Source organism: Novosphingobium sp. BL-A-28-Hi1-0D (assembly GCF_055521755.1).
Map to the genome: position 1 here is coordinate 2,295,700 of NZ_CM145502.1, position 17,458 is coordinate 2,313,157.

The 17,458-nt window shown below is 64.6% G+C and carries 16 protein-coding genes; 6 read left to right on the plus strand and 10 right to left on the minus strand.

All coding sequences use genetic code 11. The features are described from left to right. Positions 1-36 precede the first annotated feature (36 nt). The 4 genes from ACZ1JW_RS11310 to thiL all read right to left on the minus strand — a co-directional run bounded on the left by ACZ1JW_RS11310 (position 37) and on the right by thiL (position 5,318). Positions 37-918: a transcriptional regulator gene (locus tag ACZ1JW_RS11310; protein ID WP_465140626.1), complete on the minus strand. Its 882-nt coding sequence runs from the start codon at positions 916-918 to the stop codon at positions 37-39. Beyond that, positions 915-2,087 (minus strand): GNAT family N-acetyltransferase, encoded by a 1,173-nt coding sequence (locus ACZ1JW_RS11315; RefSeq protein ID WP_465140627.1) that lies wholly within the window; start codon positions 2,085-2,087, stop codon positions 915-917. The genes ACZ1JW_RS11310 and ACZ1JW_RS11315 overlap by 4 nt, the downstream gene beginning before the upstream one ends. 109 nt (positions 2,088-2,196) lie before the next feature. Further along, positions 2,197-4,320, minus strand: a complete 2,124-nt coding sequence (locus tag ACZ1JW_RS11320; RefSeq protein ID WP_465140628.1) for a sodium-translocating pyrophosphatase — start codon at positions 4,318-4,320, stop codon at positions 2,197-2,199. Positions 4,321-4,442: 122 nt separating this feature from the next. Continuing rightward, a complete protein-coding gene (gene thiL / locus ACZ1JW_RS11325; protein WP_465140629.1) occupies positions 4,443-5,318 on the minus strand; it encodes a thiamine-phosphate kinase in 876 nt (291 codons plus the stop codon). A 106-nt stretch (positions 5,319-5,424) separates the two neighbouring features. Between thiL and ACZ1JW_RS11330 the strand changes: the two genes are divergently transcribed. The 6 genes from ACZ1JW_RS11330 to ACZ1JW_RS11355 all read left to right on the plus strand — a co-directional run bounded on the left by ACZ1JW_RS11330 (position 5,425) and on the right by ACZ1JW_RS11355 (position 10,680). After that, positions 5,425-6,597 carry an acetyl-CoA C-acetyltransferase gene (locus ACZ1JW_RS11330; RefSeq protein ID WP_465123449.1) on the plus strand — a complete coding sequence of 391 codons (1,173 nt, stop codon included), beginning with the start codon at positions 5,425-5,427 and terminating at the stop codon, positions 6,595-6,597. Between the two features lie 30 nt (positions 6,598-6,627). After that, entirely contained in the window at positions 6,628-7,413 is a 786-nt protein-coding gene (locus ACZ1JW_RS11335; protein ID WP_465123448.1) for an SDR family NAD(P)-dependent oxidoreductase, read from the plus strand. Positions 7,414-7,530: 117 nt separating this feature from the next. Continuing rightward, a complete protein-coding gene (locus tag ACZ1JW_RS11340) occupies positions 7,531-8,403 on the plus strand; it encodes a crotonase/enoyl-CoA hydratase family protein (protein WP_465140630.1) in 873 nt (290 codons plus the stop codon). After that, on the plus strand, positions 8,400-9,038 hold the full coding sequence (locus ACZ1JW_RS11345; RefSeq protein ID WP_465123446.1) for a TetR family transcriptional regulator: 639 nt from the start codon (positions 8,400-8,402) through the stop codon (positions 9,036-9,038). Before ACZ1JW_RS11340 ends, ACZ1JW_RS11345 begins: the two co-directional genes overlap by 4 nt. Positions 9,039-9,217: 179 nt before the next feature. Next, a complete protein-coding gene (locus ACZ1JW_RS11350; RefSeq protein WP_465123445.1) occupies positions 9,218-9,676 on the plus strand; it encodes a MarR family winged helix-turn-helix transcriptional regulator in 459 nt (152 codons plus the stop codon). Continuing rightward, a complete protein-coding gene (locus tag ACZ1JW_RS11355) occupies positions 9,673-10,680 on the plus strand; it encodes a fumarylacetoacetate hydrolase family protein (RefSeq protein WP_465140631.1) in 1,008 nt (335 codons plus the stop codon). The genes ACZ1JW_RS11350 and ACZ1JW_RS11355 overlap by 4 nt, the downstream gene beginning before the upstream one ends. 73 nt (positions 10,681-10,753) lie before the next feature. Here ACZ1JW_RS11355 and ACZ1JW_RS11360 read toward each other — a convergent pair whose 3' ends face one another. From ACZ1JW_RS11360 to cpaB, 6 genes are read right to left on the minus strand one after another with little or no spacing between them, the layout of a single operon-like run. Further along, a complete protein-coding gene (locus ACZ1JW_RS11360) occupies positions 10,754-11,758 on the minus strand; it encodes a type II secretion system F family protein (RefSeq protein ID WP_465123443.1) in 1,005 nt (334 codons plus the stop codon). A 16-nt stretch (positions 11,759-11,774) separates the two neighbouring features. Then, positions 11,775-12,749, minus strand: coding sequence for a type II secretion system F family protein (locus ACZ1JW_RS11365; RefSeq protein ID WP_465140632.1), 975 nt, complete (start codon positions 12,747-12,749; stop codon positions 11,775-11,777). 42 nt (positions 12,750-12,791) lie between these two features. Then, the gene (locus ACZ1JW_RS11370; RefSeq protein ID WP_465140633.1) at positions 12,792-14,057 is read right to left on the minus strand and encodes an AAA family ATPase; all 1,266 of its coding nucleotides are present in this window, start codon (positions 14,055-14,057) and stop codon (positions 12,792-12,794) included. 4 nt (positions 14,058-14,061) lie between these two features. Beyond that, positions 14,062-14,733 (minus strand): CpaD family pilus assembly protein, encoded by a 672-nt coding sequence (locus ACZ1JW_RS11375; RefSeq protein WP_465123440.1) that lies wholly within the window; start codon positions 14,731-14,733, stop codon positions 14,062-14,064. Positions 14,734-14,747: 14 nt separating this feature from the next. Further along, positions 14,748-16,400, minus strand: a complete 1,653-nt coding sequence (locus ACZ1JW_RS11380; RefSeq protein ID WP_465123439.1) for a type II and III secretion system protein family protein — start codon at positions 16,398-16,400, stop codon at positions 14,748-14,750. Next, positions 16,400-17,422 carry a Flp pilus assembly protein CpaB gene (cpaB, locus tag ACZ1JW_RS11385; RefSeq protein WP_465123438.1) on the minus strand — a complete coding sequence of 341 codons (1,023 nt, stop codon included), beginning with the start codon at positions 17,420-17,422 and terminating at the stop codon, positions 16,400-16,402. The genes ACZ1JW_RS11380 and cpaB overlap by 1 nt, the downstream gene beginning before the upstream one ends. Positions 17,423-17,458: the final 36 nt, after the last annotated feature.

The window sequence follows — 17,458 nt, forward strand, 5'->3', positions numbered from 1 at the left end:
ATGAACCGACTGCCCGATTACGTCAACGGTATGAGATCAGCGCAGCCCACGCGCCTTGGCATAGACGCGCCATGCCAGGGCCTTGGCGCGGTTGGACGCAGGCCACCGGCCGGGCGCGCGGGGTGTGATCCCGATCCGGCGCAGCAAGCCGTTGAAGGCCCGCGCGTCGGCTTCGGCAAAGCTCCATTCGGAGCGCCAGGTGATCGACAGCGAGACCGAGGGGGCCGGGCCGTTGTTCACGAAATGCGGCGACATGACCGGCACGTAGAGCGCCTCGCCCGGCGACAGCGACCATTGCTTGCCTGCGGGCAGCAGCTCATCGCGCCAGAACAGCTCGCGCCCGCCGCCGGTGTGGTAGCCCTCGTGGGTCTCGTCCGGCGCAAAGCGGGCATCGCCTGCGGGGAACATGGTCATGACCTTCGAGCCCATGACCTGCAGCAGGATGTTGTGCTCCGGGTCGAAATGGTAGGGCGTTACGCCGCCCGGGCTGGTCACGAAGACGAAGCTCTGCGGTTTCAGCATGGCCCCGGTGCGCGCCTCGATCACCGGGCGCAATTCGGCGAGGAGGTCTATCAGAAGTCCGGCATAGGCGGGGCACTGTTCGATGTTCTTGAGCGCGGCCCAGCTGCCGGTGGACGCGATGTTGCGGATCGTCTCGCCGATGCCGATGCCGTTGGCGGGGGCCTTCTCGCCATTGAGGCCGATGGGCAGGGCGGCGCGATTATACTCGACCGAGCGTTGCGGCAGCGCTTCGCCAAGGCAGGCCAGGGCATCGAGTTGCATCAGCGGATGCATGCCGAGGCGGTGGACGAGCTTGTGTGGCACTTCCGGATAGGATGCGGCGAAGGTCGCGCGCGATGTTTCGTCGAAGGTGTCGAGCGGCGCGGTGCCTGCAAATGCGGGGGCGGGCTGGTTCATCGGTCGAGTCCGGCAGGATTGCGCCCGAGTTCGAGCGCGAGGAGGATTTCGAAGAGCGAGCGGCGGGCTTTGCCGCCGATGGCGACCGATATGCGGCCTATGGGGCGGCGCTCGGCCCACAGGCTGTCGATCATGGGATGATCCGGCGCGGCGCAGCTGTCGCACCAAGAGATTTCGGGGCGCGAGAGCAGGGCGAGGTTCTCGCGCTGGAGCAGGACGCCCGGCGAATAGCGCGCGAAGGCCTCGTCAAAGGCGGTCTTGAACGAGAAGCTGCCGGGCGGGGTGAGGAAGTTCGCCAGCATGGCTATCCGCCGTCCGTCGAGCGAAAGGGCAAGGCGTTCGAGTTTTCCGAGCGTGGCGGCTCCGGCGAGGGCCTTGCGGAACAGGTTGGCGGTTGCTGGCGCGCTGGCCATGGCGCTGCCGCTCGTTCCCTTCCAGCCGCGGTGTTCGAGCGCGAGGAAGTCCTCGATCCACTGGGCGACATTGCCTTCGTCGCCTGTCAGACGCTCGAACGTCAGCGCGCCCTGTTCGGCAAGGCGGGCATGCTGGCGGCGCAGTTCCTTACGCTTTTTTCCGGGCAGGGCGCGTTCGAGATAGAGCTCTGGTGACAGCGGGGAGTGCAGCAGGGCGCGTTCCTCGCGCATGACCAGGGCGGCGCGGCGGTCATCGCTGCTGGCAAGATCGAACAGCGCTTGCGTCAGCGGCTGCTCCAGCGGCATGGCGGCAAGGTGGAGGAACATCGCCTGCGATGCACCGGCGTTGGCGTCGGCCCAATTGGTGATTGCCTTCCAGAACGGCAGTTCGCAGCCTGCGCGAACGAGTGGTACGCCGAGGAAAGCGTTGGGGTGCAGCCAGGTCGACAGGTGCGGGATCGGCCAGCGGGCATAGCGGCGCGGCGTGGTGATCGGCATCAGGCCGACCAGTTCGCCGCCAAGCTCGACAGTGAGCAGCCGTCCGGTGCCCTTGGGATCGAATGCTTCCAGAGCGGGCAGCAGGTACCACGGTTCAAAGAAGGGGTTGGGCGTCGATGCACCGTCGGCCAGCGCCTGCCAGGCGGCGCGCTGCTTGTCGCCGGTCCAATCGCCCCATGGTGAAACCCGCGCGACAGGTTCGCTTGCGGGCGCAAGCGGCAGGGGGCGGGCAACGGCAATGAAGGGTGCGGCGTTCACGACCCGGGTCTTAGAGGCAATGCGCGAAAACCCGGTTAACAAAGCAGCAAAAGAAAGGCCCGCCCGGCTGGAGCCGGGCGGGCCAGAATTGCGTCAGTTCAGGTAACGATCAGCCGACGGCGTGGCTTGCCAGAGCTGCAAGCAGCAGCAGGGCCACGATGTTGGTGATCTTGATCATCGGGTTGACGGCCGGACCCGCAGTGTCCTTGTAGGGATCGCCCACGGTATCGCCGGTCACCGCAGCCTTGTGGGCTTCGCTGCCCTTGCCGCCGTGGTGGCCGTCTTCGATGTACTTCTTGGCGTTGTCCCATGCGCCGCCGCCCGAGGTCATCGAGATGGCAACGAACAGGCCGCCGACGATCACGCCGAGCAGCAGGGCGCCAAGCGCGGCAAAGCCGTTGGCCTGACCCGCAACTGCGGCGATTACGAAGTAGACCGCGATTGGTGCGAGCACCGGCAGCAGCGACGGAATGATCATTTCCTTGATCGCAGCCTTGGTCACGAGGTCCACGGTGCGGGCGTAGTCGGGCTTGGACGTGCCCGCCATGATGCCCGGATTTTCGCGGAACTGGTCACGCACATCGATCACCACGTCGCCCGCCGCGCGGCCCACAGCGGTCATGCCCATCGCACCGAACAGGTACGGCAGGAGCGCGCCGAGCAGCAGCCCGACGATGACATAGGGGTTTTCGAGGCTGAAGCTGACCGCGAGGTTCGGGAAGAACTCGCGAAGGTCGGTGGTGTAGGCGGCGAACAGGACGAGCGCGGCAAGGCCGGCCGATCCGATTGCATAGCCCTTGGTCACGGCCTTGGTGGTGTTGCCCACGGCATCGAGCGCGTCGGTCTTTTCACGGACCGAATCGTCGAGGCCAGCCATTTCGGCAATGCCACCGGCGTTGTCGGTGACAGGGCCATAGGCATCGAGCGCGACGACCATGCCGGCCAGCGCCAGCATCGCGGTTGCCGCATAGGCAATGCCGATCAGCCCTGCGAGCTGGTAGGCAATGATGATGCCGGCGCAGATCACGATCGTCGGCATCGCGGTCGATTCAAGGCTGATCGCCAGACCCTGGATGACGTTGGTGCCGTGGCCGGTTTCCGATGACTTGGCGATCGAGCGCACCGGACGGTAGTTGGTGCCGGTGTAGTACTCGGTGATCCAGATGATCAGGCCGGTGATGACCAGACCGAGCAGCGAGCAGTAGAACAGCACGCGGCCCGAGAAGGTCACCGTGTTGTCGAGGATGGTGTACGACATGGTCGTTTCCATGTCGCCGAGCGCATAGGAAATGGCCCACCAGATCGCACCGACAGAGAGCACGGCGGTGACAAGGAAGCCCTTGTACATCGCGCCCATGATGTTGTTCGACGAACCCAGCTTCACGAAGTAGGTGCCGATGATCGAGGTGACGATGCAGACGCCGCCGATCAGCAGCGGGAGCGCCATCATCGGGGCGAGAGCAGCGCCGAGGCCCTTGAGCAGCAGCGCGGTGAGAACCATCGTTGCGCCCACGGTCACGACGTAGGTCTCGAACAGGTCGGCAGCCATGCCGGCGCAGTCGCCGACGTTGTCGCCCACGTTGTCGGCGATCACGGCAGGGTTGCGCGGATCGTCTTCGGGGATGCCAGCTTCGACCTTGCCGACGAGGTCGGCGCCGACGTCTGCGGCCTTGGTGAAGATGCCGCCGCCGAGACGCGCGAAGATCGAGATGAGCGATGCGCCGAAGGCCAGTGCGACCAGCCCGTCGACCACGGTACGGTCATCGCCGCCCACGGTGTAGCCCGCGATGTCGGTCAGGTAGTGGTAGAACACCGCGATCGCGAGGAGCGCGAGGCCCGCCACGAGCATGCCGGTGATCGCGCCCGCACGGAAGGCGAGGGTCAGGCCGGACTGCAGGCCGTTCTGCGCCGCCGCTGCCGTGCGCACGTTCGAGCGCACCGAGATGTTCATCCCGATGAAGCCCGCCACGCCCGAAAGCACCGCGCCGATCACGAATCCGGTGGCCGAGATCGTGCCGAGCGTTGCCGCGATGATCACGGCAACGACCACGCCGACGATGGCGATGGTGGTGTACTGACGCTTGAGATAGGCCTGCGCGCCTTCCTGGATGGCGGCGGCGATTTCCTGCATCTTGGCATTGCCCGCCGGGCTTCCAAGCACCTGACGGCTGGTCACGAAGCCATAAACGATGGCCAGCAACCCGAATAATATCGATAATACGACAAGGTTCACGTTAGCATCCCCCTTTATCTCCCGGACCTGCGAAAGGTCCGCCCCCGTCGTTGCGGGTCGGGCGGGAAGCTATAGCTTTATTTCTGACCCGCAAGCCTCGATGCGTCCGCTGTGCGCGAATTTTAATCGTGCAGATAACCCAGCCGCCCCTGCGGCGGGGCACCGTCAATGGTAACAGGCGATAGCGTAGCCGCGACGGTTATCCCGATACGCGTGGCTGCCACCGGTGGTTCGGTGTCGGCGGGAAGCGTGAACAGCAGTTCGTAGTCGTCACCCCAGCGCATGGCTTCGTCGCGGCGGGATTCGGGCATGACCGGGGGTAAGGGAACCGCGCTTGCATCAAGGGCGAAAGTCACGCCGCTGGTCTTGGCCATCCGTTCGGCATCGATCAGCAGGCCGTCCGATACGTCCATCATTGCGGTGACCATGCGCGCAAGGGCTGCGCCCTCGGCAAGGCGCGGGACAGGGCGGCGGAAGGCCGTGCTGTCGGCGCCCGTGCCATCGCGCAGGGCTTCGTACCCGAGCATCGCCGCGCCGACCGGCCCTGTAAGCCATAGCGTGTCACCGACCCTCGCTCCGTTCCGACCGGGCACGTGCGCGGTGGTCGCCCTGCCGAGCGCCGTAAGGCCGAGGCTGCGCGGCCCGGTACCCCGCACGGTATCGCCACCAAGCAGAGGCACGGCAAAAGCTGAAAGCGCTTCGTCAAGCCCTGCAACGAAGCGGGCATCGTCCTCGCCCAACGTGAAGCCCAGCATGACCCCGACAGGCTCCGCACCTTTGGCGGCAAGGTCCGAAAGGTTGGTCGCCACCAGTTTCCATGCCACATCGGCCATGTCCTGACCCGGCAGCCAATGGACGCCCTCGACCATCATGTCGTGCGTCAGGACCAGCGTCTCGGTGCCGAACGGCAGCACGGCGCAGTCGTCTTCCAGCCCGCGCGCGGCAGGATGCGTGGCGAGCGCCCGCAGCGCTTCAATCAGGGCAAGTTCCTTGCTCACGCGGCGATCTATGGGGCGGTGCAGGGAACTCCACAAGCCCGCTTGACCATCAGTGCAACGCTCCTTAATCGTTCGATTAAAGAAGCATTCCGAGGAGTCGAGTGAAATGGCCACAGCCTATATCGTGGAAGCGGTGCGCACCGCAGGTGGTCGCCGGGGTGGCAGGCTTGCGGGCGTCCACCCGGTGGACCTTGCCGCGCGGAGCCTCGATGCGATCGTGGCGCGTTCCGGCATCGACCCGACCGCCATCGATGACGTGATCATGGGCTGCGTGACGCAGGCCGGGCAGCAGGCGATGCAGGTCGGGCGCAATGCCGTGCTCGCCTCGAAGCTTCTGCCGCAGTCGACCCCTGCCGTCACCATCGACCGCCAGTGCGGTTCTTCCCAGCAGGCGATCCAGTTTGCCGCGCAGGCTGTGATGTCGGGCGTGCAGGACGTGGTCATCGCAGCGGGCGTCGAAAGCATGAGCCGTGTGCCGATGGGCTCGAACGCCACCTTCCACATGAAGGAGGGCCTGGGGCACTACAAGTCGCCGGGGCTCGAGGAGAAGTATCCGGGGATCATGTTCTCGCAGTTCATGGGCGCGGAAATGATCGTCAAGAAGCACGGCTTCACCAAGGACGAACTCGACCGCTTCGCCCTGTCGAGCCACCAGAAGGCGATTGCCGCAACGCAGGCGCAAGCCTTTGCGGGCGAGATCGTGGGCGTGGAGATCGAGACGCCCGAAGGCCCTGCCATGCACACCGTGGACGAAGGCATCCGCTTCGATGCGACGCTGGAAAGCATCGCCGGGGTCAAGCTGCTCAATCCCGAAGGCTCGCTCACCGCTGCCAGCTCCAGTCAGATCTGCGACGGATCGAGCGCGGTGCTGGTTGTTTCGGAAGCCGCGCTCAAGGCCCATGGCCTGACCCCGCTGGCGCGCATCCACAACCTGACCGTGACCGCAGGCGATCCGGTGATCATGCTCGAAGAGCCGCTCTTCGCCACCGATCGCGCGCTGCAGCGGGCAGGCATGAAGATTTCGGACATCGACCTTTACGAAGTGAACGAGGCGTTTGCCTCGGTGCCGATGGCCTGGCTCAAGCACACCGGTGCCGATCCGGAGAAGCTCAACGTCAATGGCGGCGCCATCGCGCTCGGCCATCCGCTGGGTGCTTCGGGCACGAAGCTCATGGCGACGCTGGTCCATGCCCTGCGCGCGCGCGGCGGCAAGTACGGCCTGCAGACGATGTGCGAAGGCGGCGGCGTGGCCAACGTCACCATCATCGAAGCCCTTTGATTGCCCAGTCTCTGAGAGAGGATTGACCCCATGAAGCTCGACAACACCGTTGCCGCCGTCGTTACTGGTGGCGCATCCGGCCTTGGTGCCGCCACGGCGCGCGCACTTGCCGCCAAGGGCGTGAAGGTCGCCATCTTCGACCTCCAGAAGGAGAAGGGCGAGGCCATGGCTGCTGAGATCGGCGGCGTGTTCTGCGAAGTCAACGTGACCAGCGACGAGAGCGTCGATGCAGGTTTTGCCAAGGCCCGCGCGGCGCATGGCCAGGAGCGCATCCTCGTCAACTGCGCCGGCACCGGCAATGCGATCAAGACCGCCAGCCGCTCGAAGGAAACAGGCGAGATCAAGCACTTCCCGCTCGATGCCTTCAACTGGATCATCCAGATCAACCTCGTCGGCACGTTCCGCTGCATCGCCAAGTCGGCCGCAGGCATGATGACGCTTGATCCTTGCGACGAGTTCGGCGAGCGCGGCGCGATCATCAACACCGCGTCGGTCGCGGCCGAGGACGGCCAGATCGGGCAGGCCGCCTATTCGGCTTCGAAGGGCGGCGTCGTCGGCATGACCCTGCCGATCGCGCGTGACCTGATGGGCGAGGGCATCCGCGTCAACACCATCCTCCCGGGCATCTTCAACACTCCGCTGCTGCAGGGCGCGCCGCAGAACGTGAAGGATGCGCTGGCCGCTTCGGTGCCGTTCCCCAAGCGCCTTGGCATGCCCGAGGAATATGCCAACCTCGCCATGTGCATGATCGAGACCGGCTACTTCAACGGCGAGGACGTCCGCCTCGACGGTGCGATCCGCATGGCGCCGCGTTAAGCCACCAAGTTGCGTCCCCGCGAAAGCGGGGGCCTCGGTGGCGTTACGGAACGCTGGCGCAAACCGACCGAGGCTCCCGCCTTCGCGAGAGCGCACCGGACCTTGGGGAGAGGTTTCTTGGCCGATTACACGCAGATCAAGCTCGACATCGCGGACGGCATCGCAACGATCACGTTGCACCGCCCGGAAAAGATGAATGCCTATACCGGCACGATGATGCACGAGATGATCGACGCGTTCGATCGCACCGACGCTGACGACAGCGTCCGCGCGGTGATCGTGACCGGGGCGGGGGACCGCGCTTTCTGTGCCGGGGCCGACCTCACACCCGACGACGGCAAGCATGTGTTCTCCAGCGGCGATGCGGTTGACGATCTGTCCGATCCGCGCGTGCGCGATGGCGGCGGCATGCTCACCCTTCGCATCTTCCAGTCGAAGAAGCCGGTGATCGGCGCGATCAACGGTGCAGCGGTCGGCGTTGGCGTGACGATGCAGTTGCCGATGGACATCCGCCTCGCCTCGAAGAAGGCGCGCTTCGGCCTTGTCTTCGCCCGTCGCGGGATCGTGCCCGAGGCGGCTTCCAGCTGGTTCCTGCCGCGCATCGTGGGCACGCCGCAGGCGCTGGAATGGTGCATGACCGGCCGGGTGTTCGATGCCAAGGAAGCCTTGCGCGGTGGTCTGGTGCGCTCACTCCACGAGCCGGAAGACCTGATGCCTGCAGCGATTGCCCTGGCGCGCGAGATTGCCGACAACACCAGCGCGGTGTCAGTCGCGATGACCCGTGCAATGCTTTGGCACAATCCTTCTTTGTCGCACCCAATGGAGGCGCATCGCATTGATAGCAGGGCGATCTACACCCTTTCGCGGGGGGCAGATGCAGCCGAAGGCATCGCGAGTTTCCTTGAAAAGCGCGCTCCCCGCTACCCTGGACGCGTTTCTTCGGATATGCCTGCCTTTTATCCGTTTTGGAACGAGCCGGGTTGGGAATGAGTACGCAAGCGCAAAAGGGGGACAGCCTGGAAACGCCGGGTGCACGCGAGCTGCTGCTGCAGACCGCATCGAGCATCATGCGCGAGGGCGATGTGGTCGATATCTCGCTCTCGGAGCTGAGCCTGCGTTCGGGCCTCAACTCCGCTTTGGTGAAGTATTATTTCGGCAACAAGGCAGGCTTGCTCAAGGCGCTGCTCGATCGCGACATGGAAAACATCGTCAAGTCGGTCGACGCGCTGCTCGCCAAGGACGACATGAGCCCGGAAGCCAAGCTTCGCCGCCATATCTCCAAGAGCATCGATACTTACTACGACTATCCATACCTCAATCGCCTGCTCATGCGCCTTGTGCGTGACAGCGACGAGGCCGAGGCCAAACGCATTGCCGACCAGTACCTGCTGCCGCTGCACCGCGCCTACAACCGCTTCATCGGCGATGGCGTGAAGGCGGGGGTTTTCCGGCCGATCGATCCACAGCTGTTCTACTTCACCGTCACCGGCGCGGCAGACCGCTTCTTCTCGGCAAGACTGGTTCTGAAGCACTGTTTCGATCAGGATACGCTGACCGAGGAACTGCGCGACAGTTATCGCGAGCACACCGTCGATTTCATCATGGCGGGCATACTCGCACACTGATCACGCGGGCACATAGCTGACGCATAGTACCGCCCCACGCGGGCGATAGCTGCGCGCGTGGCCCATAAAGAAAATTTCGTCTGGCGCGGTTCCCGGTAATCATCTAGCGGGAAATACGCGGCTTGGTGTCATATTATTTCGCTCTTGCACATCAGGCTGGTTTCATGTGATACGAAATCATGCCCCAGACACAGTCCCGTCTCTCCGATTTCCTGCCCTACCGGATGGCGATCACCTCGAACGCGGTGAGCGGCCTGATTGCGGGCGAATACCGTAGCGAATTCGGCCTCAAGATCCCCGAATGGCGGATCATGGCCGTGCTCGGCGATGCGGGGCCGCTGACCCAGCGCGATCTCGTCCGGGCCACGCTGATGGACAAGGTGGCCGTCAATCGCGCCTGCAAGGTTCTCGAGGAGCGCAGCTTGTTGCAGCGCAGCCCGAACGAGCAGGACGGTCGTTCGCATCACCTCGAACTGACGCCGTCGGGCCGTGATCTGCACGGCAAGATCTGGCCCCAAGCGGTCGAGATGTACGACCGTATCTTCGCTGCGATCACGCCGCGCGAACAGGAGAAGCTGCGCGCGATCCTCGACAAGCTGCTCAAGGCTTCGCGCGCTATCGAAGGCGACGAAAAGTGAAGCTCGCATCATTGCCGCAGGGGCGCGACGGTCGGCTGATCGTCGTGTCTGAGGACCTTGCCTGGTACGCCGATGCCGATCATATCGTGCCGACGATGCAGGCCCTGCTCGACGACTGGGACCGCTATTTCCCGATGATCGAGGCTCTGGCGATAGAGCTTGCCCACGAAGCCATCCCGCGCAAGCGTTTCCACGAGCGCGAGGCCTGCGCCCCGCTGCCGCGCGCCTACCAGTGGGCCGATGGCAGCGCCTACGTCAATCACGTCGAACTCGTCCGCAAGGCGCGCGGCGCGGAACTTCCGGAAAGCTTCTGGACCGACCCGCTGATGTACCAGGGCGGGAGCGACGACTTGCGCGGTGGCCGCGATCCGCTGCTTCTGGCGGACGAAGCCTGGGGCTGCGATCTCGAGGCCGAGATCGTCGTCGTGACCGGTGATGTGCCGCAGGGCGTCAGCGCCGAGGATGCCCTGGGCTGCATTCGCCTCGTCGGCCTCGTCAACGACGTGTCGTTGCGAAACCTGATCCCGGGCGAACTCGCCAAGGGTTTCGGGTTCGTGCAGTCCAAGCCGGCGAGCCACTTCTCCCCGGTCTTCGTCACGCCTGCCACGCTGGGTGAGGCCTGGGCCGGGGGCAAGCTTGCCCGCACGCTGTCGATTGACGTCAATGGCCAGCCGTTTGGCCGGGTCGAGGCGGGTGAGGAATGCACTTTCGATTTCGGCGTGCTGATCTCGCATCTGGCCAAGACGCGAAAGCTGGTCGCAGGGTCGATCATCGGCTCGGGCACGGTTTCCAACCGTGATCCCGACGGTTCGCCGGGAAGGCCGGTTGCGCAGGGTGGCCGCGGCTATGCCTGCATCGCCGAGCAGCGCATGGTCGAGACCATTGCCGCAGGCGCACCGGCAACGCCTTTCCTCAAGTGGGGCGATACCGTGCGGATCGAGATGCGTGACGCCAAGGGCAAGAGCATCTTCGGCGCGATCGACCAGACCGTAACGCGCGTCTGAACGCCTGATCATCAAACGAAGAGGGCCCCGCCGGAATGTCCGGCGGGGCCCTCTTCGTTTGCTGGCGACCCGATCAGCTCTTCTTGTGGATCAGGGTATCGCTGATCGAGCAGGCTGCGGGGCCGAGGATCACGATGAAAAGCACCGGCAGGATGAACAGGATCAGCGGGATCGTCATGATCGCGGGCAGGCGCGCGGCCTTTTCCTCGGCGCGCATCATGCGCTCGTTGCGGAATTCGGCCGATAGCACGCGCAGTGCCGATGCCAGCGGAGTACCGTAGCGTTCGGTCTGCACCATGGTCGTCACCACGCCCTTCACCGATTCGAGATCGACGCGATAGGCCAGATTCTCGAAAGCCTGGCGACGTTCGGTCAGGAACGACAGTTCGATCGCGGTGAGCGCGAACTCGTCGCCAAGTTCCGGATAGGCACGGCCCAGTTCGCGTGCCACGCGGCTGAACGCGGCGTCGACGGTGAGACCGGCCTCGGCGCAGATCACCAGCAGGTCGAGCGCATCGGGCAGACCCTTGCGGATGGCGTTGGTGCGCTTGGAGACCAGGTTCTGGATGAAGACATCGGGCCCTTTGTAACCCGCGATCAGCATGATCATGAACGCGCCCATGCGCTTCATCGGGCTCCAGTCGCCGAACATGTTGGTCCAGTAGAACAGCACTGCGCCCAGCAGGCCGAGCACGATCGGTCCGACCAGACGGCCAAGGATGACCGCGACCGCCCATTCCTTCTTGCGGATACCTGCCTGCGCCAGCTTCTGCTGGATAACCGCGAGCTGGCTGTCCTGCAGAACCTTCAGCGATTCAAGGAAGCCGCGGATCTGGTCGGTGGTCTGGTTGCGGCGGACGATGCTCTGGCGCTTGCGTGCGCTCGCCGTGACGATGCCGGCCTTTAGCTGTTCGCGCCGCTCGTTCAGCGCCTTGACGCGCTTGGCCATCGGATCGCGCACGGTAACCGCAGCGTAGATCGCCAGCATGACCGCGGCAGCCGCGATCCCGAGCAGGATCGAACCGATCAGGTAGACATCGAAGCCGAGTAGCGTCGGTCCGGGCGGGTTTTGAATCATGGCCTGTCCTCCCCGCTCAGATTTCGAAGTTGACCATCTTGGCCATGATGAACGACCCGATGCCGAGCCAGGTCAAACCGCCAAGCCCGGCGATGATCAGGCGATCGTCGATGAAGAACTTCATCAGGTAGGTCGGGTTGATCCAGTAGATCAGCGCGAAGACGATAAAGGGCAGCGAGCCGACGATATAGGCCGATGCCTTCGATTCCGAACTCATCGCCTTGATCTTGAGCTTCATCTGTGCGCGCTTGCGCAGCACGTCAGAGAGGTTCGACAGCGTCTCTGCGAGGTTGCCACCGGTCTCACGCTGGATGGCGAGCGTGATGCAGAAGAAGTTGAATTCGGGCATGTTGAGGCGATCGGCGGTATCCTGCAGCGCATCTTCCATGGTGCGGCCGACCTTGATACGGTCGGTCACGAGCTTGAATTCCTCGCCCACGGCGCCGGGCAGCTCGCTTGCAACCACACCCAGGGTTTCGGTTACCGGCAGGCCCGAACGCAGGCCGCGGACCAGCAGGTCGAGCGCATCGGGCAGGCGCGTGGTAAAGTTGTCGACGCGCTTGCTGATCGCGCGCGAGACGAGAAAGTGCGGAATGCCGCCCCCGACCAGCACACCGGCGCCAAGCGCCATCAACGGGGCGCCGGTCTTGAGATACACGGCAATCAGGACGAACAGTGCAAGTCCGCCGCTGAAGTAGAGATATTGCGACAGCGTCCAGCCCTTGCCGGTGCGGTGCAGGCGCAGTTCGAGCGCCTCCATTCGCGAGCCGGACCCGGCGATCTTCATGGTGCGCGGCTTGCGGGCGGCCAGCGTCTTGCGATACTGCGCCTCGACCTTGTCGATCGCGCTGTCCGAATGGCGGAAGCGGACCGACTGCAGGCGGCGCCCGCCTTCCTTCGACGCAGAGGGACCCGAAAGCGCGGCATAACCCAGCACCATCGCCACCATCATGCCGATGGACATCAGTATCAGCTGGGTAATGCTCGTCATTGCCGGTCCGTTCCTGTCACCTCAAGATCGCTGCGCTGCCGTTCAGGCGGGCGCGCCGACCTTGGGCTTGTTGAGCATCTTCTTGAGATCGAACTTGCCAAGCAGCGAGGTCTTGCGTGCGCCCGGCACGACATCGGCTGCACCGTCATCTTCGCCCGAACCGATTATGGCGTGGGCGATGTCACGGATGACGCCACCGGCCTTCGATGCGCGGTTGGCAGCAACGAAAGTCTGGCCAAGCTTGGCCGCGTTCGACGCGCCCTTGATGTCATAGGGCATCATGTAGTTGATCTTGCGCTCGATCGAGGCTTCGAAATCGGCCTTGCTGATCTCGTTGGCGCCTGCCTGAACCTTGTTGGCCACGATGATCGGACGGGCATGAGCCGCGTTCGTCTTGAGCCAGGACAGCAGACGGATCGCGTCGCGCGCGCCGCACAGCGTGAGCTCGGTGGCGAGGATGACCACGTTCACGTCGCCGAGCAGATGCGGGAAATTGATCAGCATGTTGCGCGGCATGTCGATGACGGTCATTTCGAAAGCCTGGCGGAATTCTTCCTCCAGCTGAACGAAGGCGCTGCCATCGGTCATCAGCGGCGAGCTGATCGGCGCTTCGGCCGAAAGGATCGCGAGATTGTCGTTCGCCCGGATCATCGCGCGTTCGATGAACAGCCCGTCGATGCGGCTCGGGTTGTCGATCGCGTCGGTCAGGCCGCGACCGGGCTCGAGATCGAGGGTCAGGGCGCCGGTGCCGAAGTGCACGTCGAGATCGAGCAGCGCGGTCGGCAGCTTGTGATCGGTGCTGAACAGCCAGGCGAGCGAAGTCGCCAGCGTCGAGGCTCCGACCCCGCCGCGCGTACCGACGACCGCGGTCGAGACATGGCGCTTCACCGCCGCCGGATCATGGCTCTTGGGCGCGGTGAAGATCGTCTGCGCCTGGACCAGCGCATCGCGGATCTGCCCCGGATTGAGCGGCTTGAGCAGGTAGTCCTGGATGCCCGAGGCGATCAGGTCGCGATAGAGGCGCACGTCGTTGACCTGGCCAACCGCGATCACCACGGTGCCCGGTTCGCAGACTTCGGCGAGCGCGTTGATGTCGTTCAGCGGATCGCCGCTCTCCGACAGGTCGACCATCAGGATGTTCGGGCTGGCCGTGATCGAAAGCGACTGGATCGCATTGCGAAGGCCACCCCGGTGGCACTTCTCGGGCGCCCAGCCCATGTCGACGACCACGGGGCGAAGGATGTCGAGCGCGGTTTCGTCGCACATGAAGGCGGCGAAGGCGTCGCGGTTTGCATTCTTCCAGCTCATGTCGTCAGTTCCCCCCGCCGCCACCGGCAGCATTGGACGTGGCATTGTTCTTGAGGCCTTCCTCGCCGGTCGGACGCGCGGCGCGGAAGCTGTCGATGGCCTTGGTTCCGCTCATCACCACCGTTTCGCCGGTGCTGTCAGCGCCCTGGACGAGGTGCTCCTTGTTCGCGACCATCGCGGCAAGGTTGCTGTTGATCGCGCAGCCGAAGTTCGATGTCGTGCGATTGCTCATCGAGAAGTCGGACTTGGCGGTCCAGTCGGGGCAGCCCGGCACCGAAGCGGTGGCGCGCGTCACGACGATGCGTGCGCCGCCTGCGGCGACATAGCCCGGCGTGACCGGGGCAGGGCCGTCGACGAACATGCCCCAGCGACCAGCGACCGCATCCACCGAAGCAATGGTTGCCTTCGACTGCAGCGGATCGTCGATCGCGATCCTGTCGCCATACTTGAGACCCAGGGTTTCGAACCATCCGGCAAGACGGCGCTGTTCGGGGATCGAGATGCCGCCGCCGGGCAGGGTCTCGATGTCGAACACATAGCGGTCGCGCTGGACGATGGGCTGGTGGACCGAATTGAGCATGCGGTTCTCGGGCGCATTGACCGAGCAGGCCGAAAGCACGCTTGCCAGCGAGAGAACCAGCACCATCGGCGCACGGCGGGATTGGAAGAGGCGCATGGCTATACCCTTTCTCACTGGATGCTGAAGCCGGGCTCGACCGCGGCGACCTTCTTGTCGCTGCGGCGGTCAGCCGACTGCGGAGCGCTCTTGGGCTGATCGAGTTCACCGACCTTGGGGCCGGCCTGAACGGTGCCTTCCTTCTGGGTCGGCTTGGGCCGGTCGCCCCCGGTCACCCCGTCGTTCTCCATGTTGCCGAGCAGGCGCTGGATGTCGTTGGGGCTCTGGAAGCCGTCTGTCGGCAGCTTGATGTCGTTGGCGTTGACCGGGTTGACGAGATACGGCGTCACTACAATCACCAGTTCGGTCTCGCCCTTGCGATAGCGGGTAGAGCGGAACAGCGAGCCGAGGATCGGCACGTCGCCTGCGCCGGGCAGCTTGGTCAGGGTGTTCTGCGCGCTGTTGCTGAGCAGGCCCGCGATCATGAACGACTGGCCCGAGCCGAGCTCGATCGTCGTTTCGGCGCGGCGCACGGTCAGTGCCGGGATTTCCACGTTCTCGAGCTTGAGGGCGCCCGTGCTCGAAAGCTCGGACACTTCAGGACGGACGCGCAGCGAGATGCGGCCATTGGCGAGGACGGTCGGTGTGTAGGCAAGGCTGACGCCATAACGCTTGTATTCGATCGAGGTGGTGCCGAGCCCTTGCGAGACCGGGATGGGATACTCGCCGCCCGCCAGGAAATCGGCCGTCTCGCCCGAGAGCGCGGTCAGGTTCGGTTCCGACAGCGTGGTTACAAGGCCAAGCGTTTCGCCGGCATCAAGCGCGCCGAGCAGGTCGAGGCCAAGGAGCTTGCCCATGCCCGAGATCGTCGAACCTGAGGTAACCGACGAGACTGCGGTGCCTGCGCCCTTGACGAAATTGGTGGTCGCACCCGTGGGATCAGGAATGTATCCGCTCACGCTCACGTTGCCGCCGCCAACCGCAAAAGGCAGACGCGGGTCGTTGGTGAAAGTGGTGCCGATGGCACGGCCCTGTCCGATGCCGAACTTGAAGCCGCCCGAACCGTCGATGGTCGTCAGGTTGAAGCCAAGGTCGCGCACCAGCGTGCGGCTCACTTCGGCGAACTTCACGTGCAGGCTGACCTGCAGCGGCGTTGCCATCTTGAGGCGGCTGATCACGTTGGTCTTGTCGCCGACGAAGGCCTTGACGAGGCGCTCCGCCTCCGCGGCATCTTCGGGCGCACCCACGCTGCCGGTCAGCAGGACGGTGTTGTTCATGGTCGAGACGTTGACGCGTGCCTCGGGCATGGCGAGGTGCAGCATCTGGTCGATCGAGTCGATGTTGTTGCCGACCCGGACATTGGCAGACCACACCACGTCACCCTTGGCGTTGCTGGCATAGACCGTGGTCTCGCCGCCTGCCTTGCCGAACACATAGAGCTGGTTGGTCGACTTGACCTGGACATCGGCGACCTTGTCGTCGGCGACGAACACGTCGGCCATGCGGCCCGGCACGGTAACCAGTTCGCCGCGCCCGATCGAGATCGTGACAGTGCGGGAAGGACTGGTCATGCTCTGGGCGTGAAGAGCGCCGGTCGCAGGCATCAGAGCCAGCGGCAGGGCGATCATCGCAGCCGAGATGAGCGTTGAGGAAAGACGGCGGTTCATGGATCTGCCCTTCGAATTCCGGATCTTGTGCATGATCTTGGTGTAGGGAGCCTGGGTCATCACTTCGCTCCCAGCGCGACGTCTTCGGTGTCCTTGCCGCGGGTCACGCGGACCACGGGGCCCCGGCGGATCGGTGCGCCGTTCGATGCCATCTGCGGGCCGGGTCCGGCCATGGCAGGGGCACCACCGGCAGGCGCGGCGACTGGAGCGGTCGAGCGCTGGAAGCGCGAGACGTCGCCACCGGTCACGAAGCTTGCCTTGGTGCTTTCGATCGGACGGTTCATCGCCTGCTTGAGCAGGGCTTCTTCCTGGCTCTTGCTCACGCCAGCCGGGATCTTGATGTCGCCCGACGCGATGGCCTGCTCCAGCTCGGCCGAGTTGTCGGCCAGCGAGCGCAGCGAGAGGCTGATCGTGCCGATGGTCTGTGCCACGGCGATCTTCTCGGCGATCTTGGGCGTCACTTCGAGCGTGACGGTGCTGAAGGTACGGACGCGGGTCTTGCCTTCGACCATTTCCTGCTCGGTTGACTGGTCGGTTGCGAGCACGCGCAGGTTCTTGAGGATCGTTTCCGAAGCCTTGAGCGACATGCCGCTGTCACCGCCGCCCTTGACGGTCTGGGTCAGCACCAGGTCGATGTGGTCGCCCGGGAAAACGAAGCCGGCAACGCCCGTGCGGGCCGAGACCGGAATGGTGACGGCGCGCATGCCAGGCCCGAGAGCCGCCGCGAGGAAGCCGCGGTCGCCAGGAGCCACGAGGTTGCCCTTGGTGACCGGCTCGCCTGCGGTGATCGGGTTGCGGACGACAGTGCCGAGCAGCTTCTGCATGTCGGCTTCGCCTTCGACGAAGTAGACGTCCTGGACCATGTCCTTGGGCCAGGCCTGGAAGTTGATCGAATCGGCCGTGATGATCGTGCCGACGGGCAGCGCGCGCTGGGCGACAAGCACCTTGGGACCCACCGGCATCTTGGCCGCGGCTTCCGCCTGCGGCGTCGATGCACCGGCGAAAAGGCTCCGTGCAGCAAAGGCCGTGCCGATCGCCACGATCAGCGCCCCCACCAGCAGCATCAGCTTCCTCTTGTCCATGGCTACTTGTCCCGCCCTCTGAAGTCAGGCCCGCAT

Bases quoted from the DNA above. Each gene is read 5' to 3' on its own strand.
- ACZ1JW_RS11380 (WP_465123439.1), bottom strand. From the start codon at position 16,400: ATGACCCAGGCTCCCTACACCAAGATCATGCACAAGATCCGGAATTCG.
- cpaB (WP_465123438.1), bottom strand. From the start codon at position 17,422: ATGGACAAGAGGAAGCTGATGCTGCTGGTGGGGGCGCTGATCGTGGCG.
- ACZ1JW_RS11335 (WP_465123448.1), top strand. From the start codon at position 6,628: ATGAAGCTCGACAACACCGTTGCCGCCGTCGTTACTGGTGGCGCATCC.
- ACZ1JW_RS11370 (WP_465140633.1), bottom strand. From the start codon at position 14,057: ATGAGCTGGAAGAATGCAAACCGCGACGCCTTCGCCGCCTTCATGTGC.
- ACZ1JW_RS11350 (WP_465123445.1), top strand. From the start codon at position 9,218: ATGCCCCAGACACAGTCCCGTCTCTCCGATTTCCTGCCCTACCGGATG.
- ACZ1JW_RS11330 (WP_465123449.1), top strand. From the start codon at position 5,425: ATGGCCACAGCCTATATCGTGGAAGCGGTGCGCACCGCAGGTGGTCGC.
- ACZ1JW_RS11345 (WP_465123446.1), top strand. From the start codon at position 8,400: ATGAGTACGCAAGCGCAAAAGGGGGACAGCCTGGAAACGCCGGGTGCA.
- ACZ1JW_RS11310 (WP_465140626.1), bottom strand. From the start codon at position 918: ATGAACCAGCCCGCCCCCGCATTTGCAGGCACCGCGCCGCTCGACACC.
- ACZ1JW_RS11375 (WP_465123440.1), bottom strand. From the start codon at position 14,733: ATGCGCCTCTTCCAATCCCGCCGTGCGCCGATGGTGCTGGTTCTCTCG.
- ACZ1JW_RS11365 (WP_465140632.1), bottom strand. From the start codon at position 12,749: ATGACGAGCATTACCCAGCTGATACTGATGTCCATCGGCATGATGGTG.
- ACZ1JW_RS11360 (WP_465123443.1), bottom strand. From the start codon at position 11,758: ATGATTCAAAACCCGCCCGGACCGACGCTACTCGGCTTCGATGTCTAC.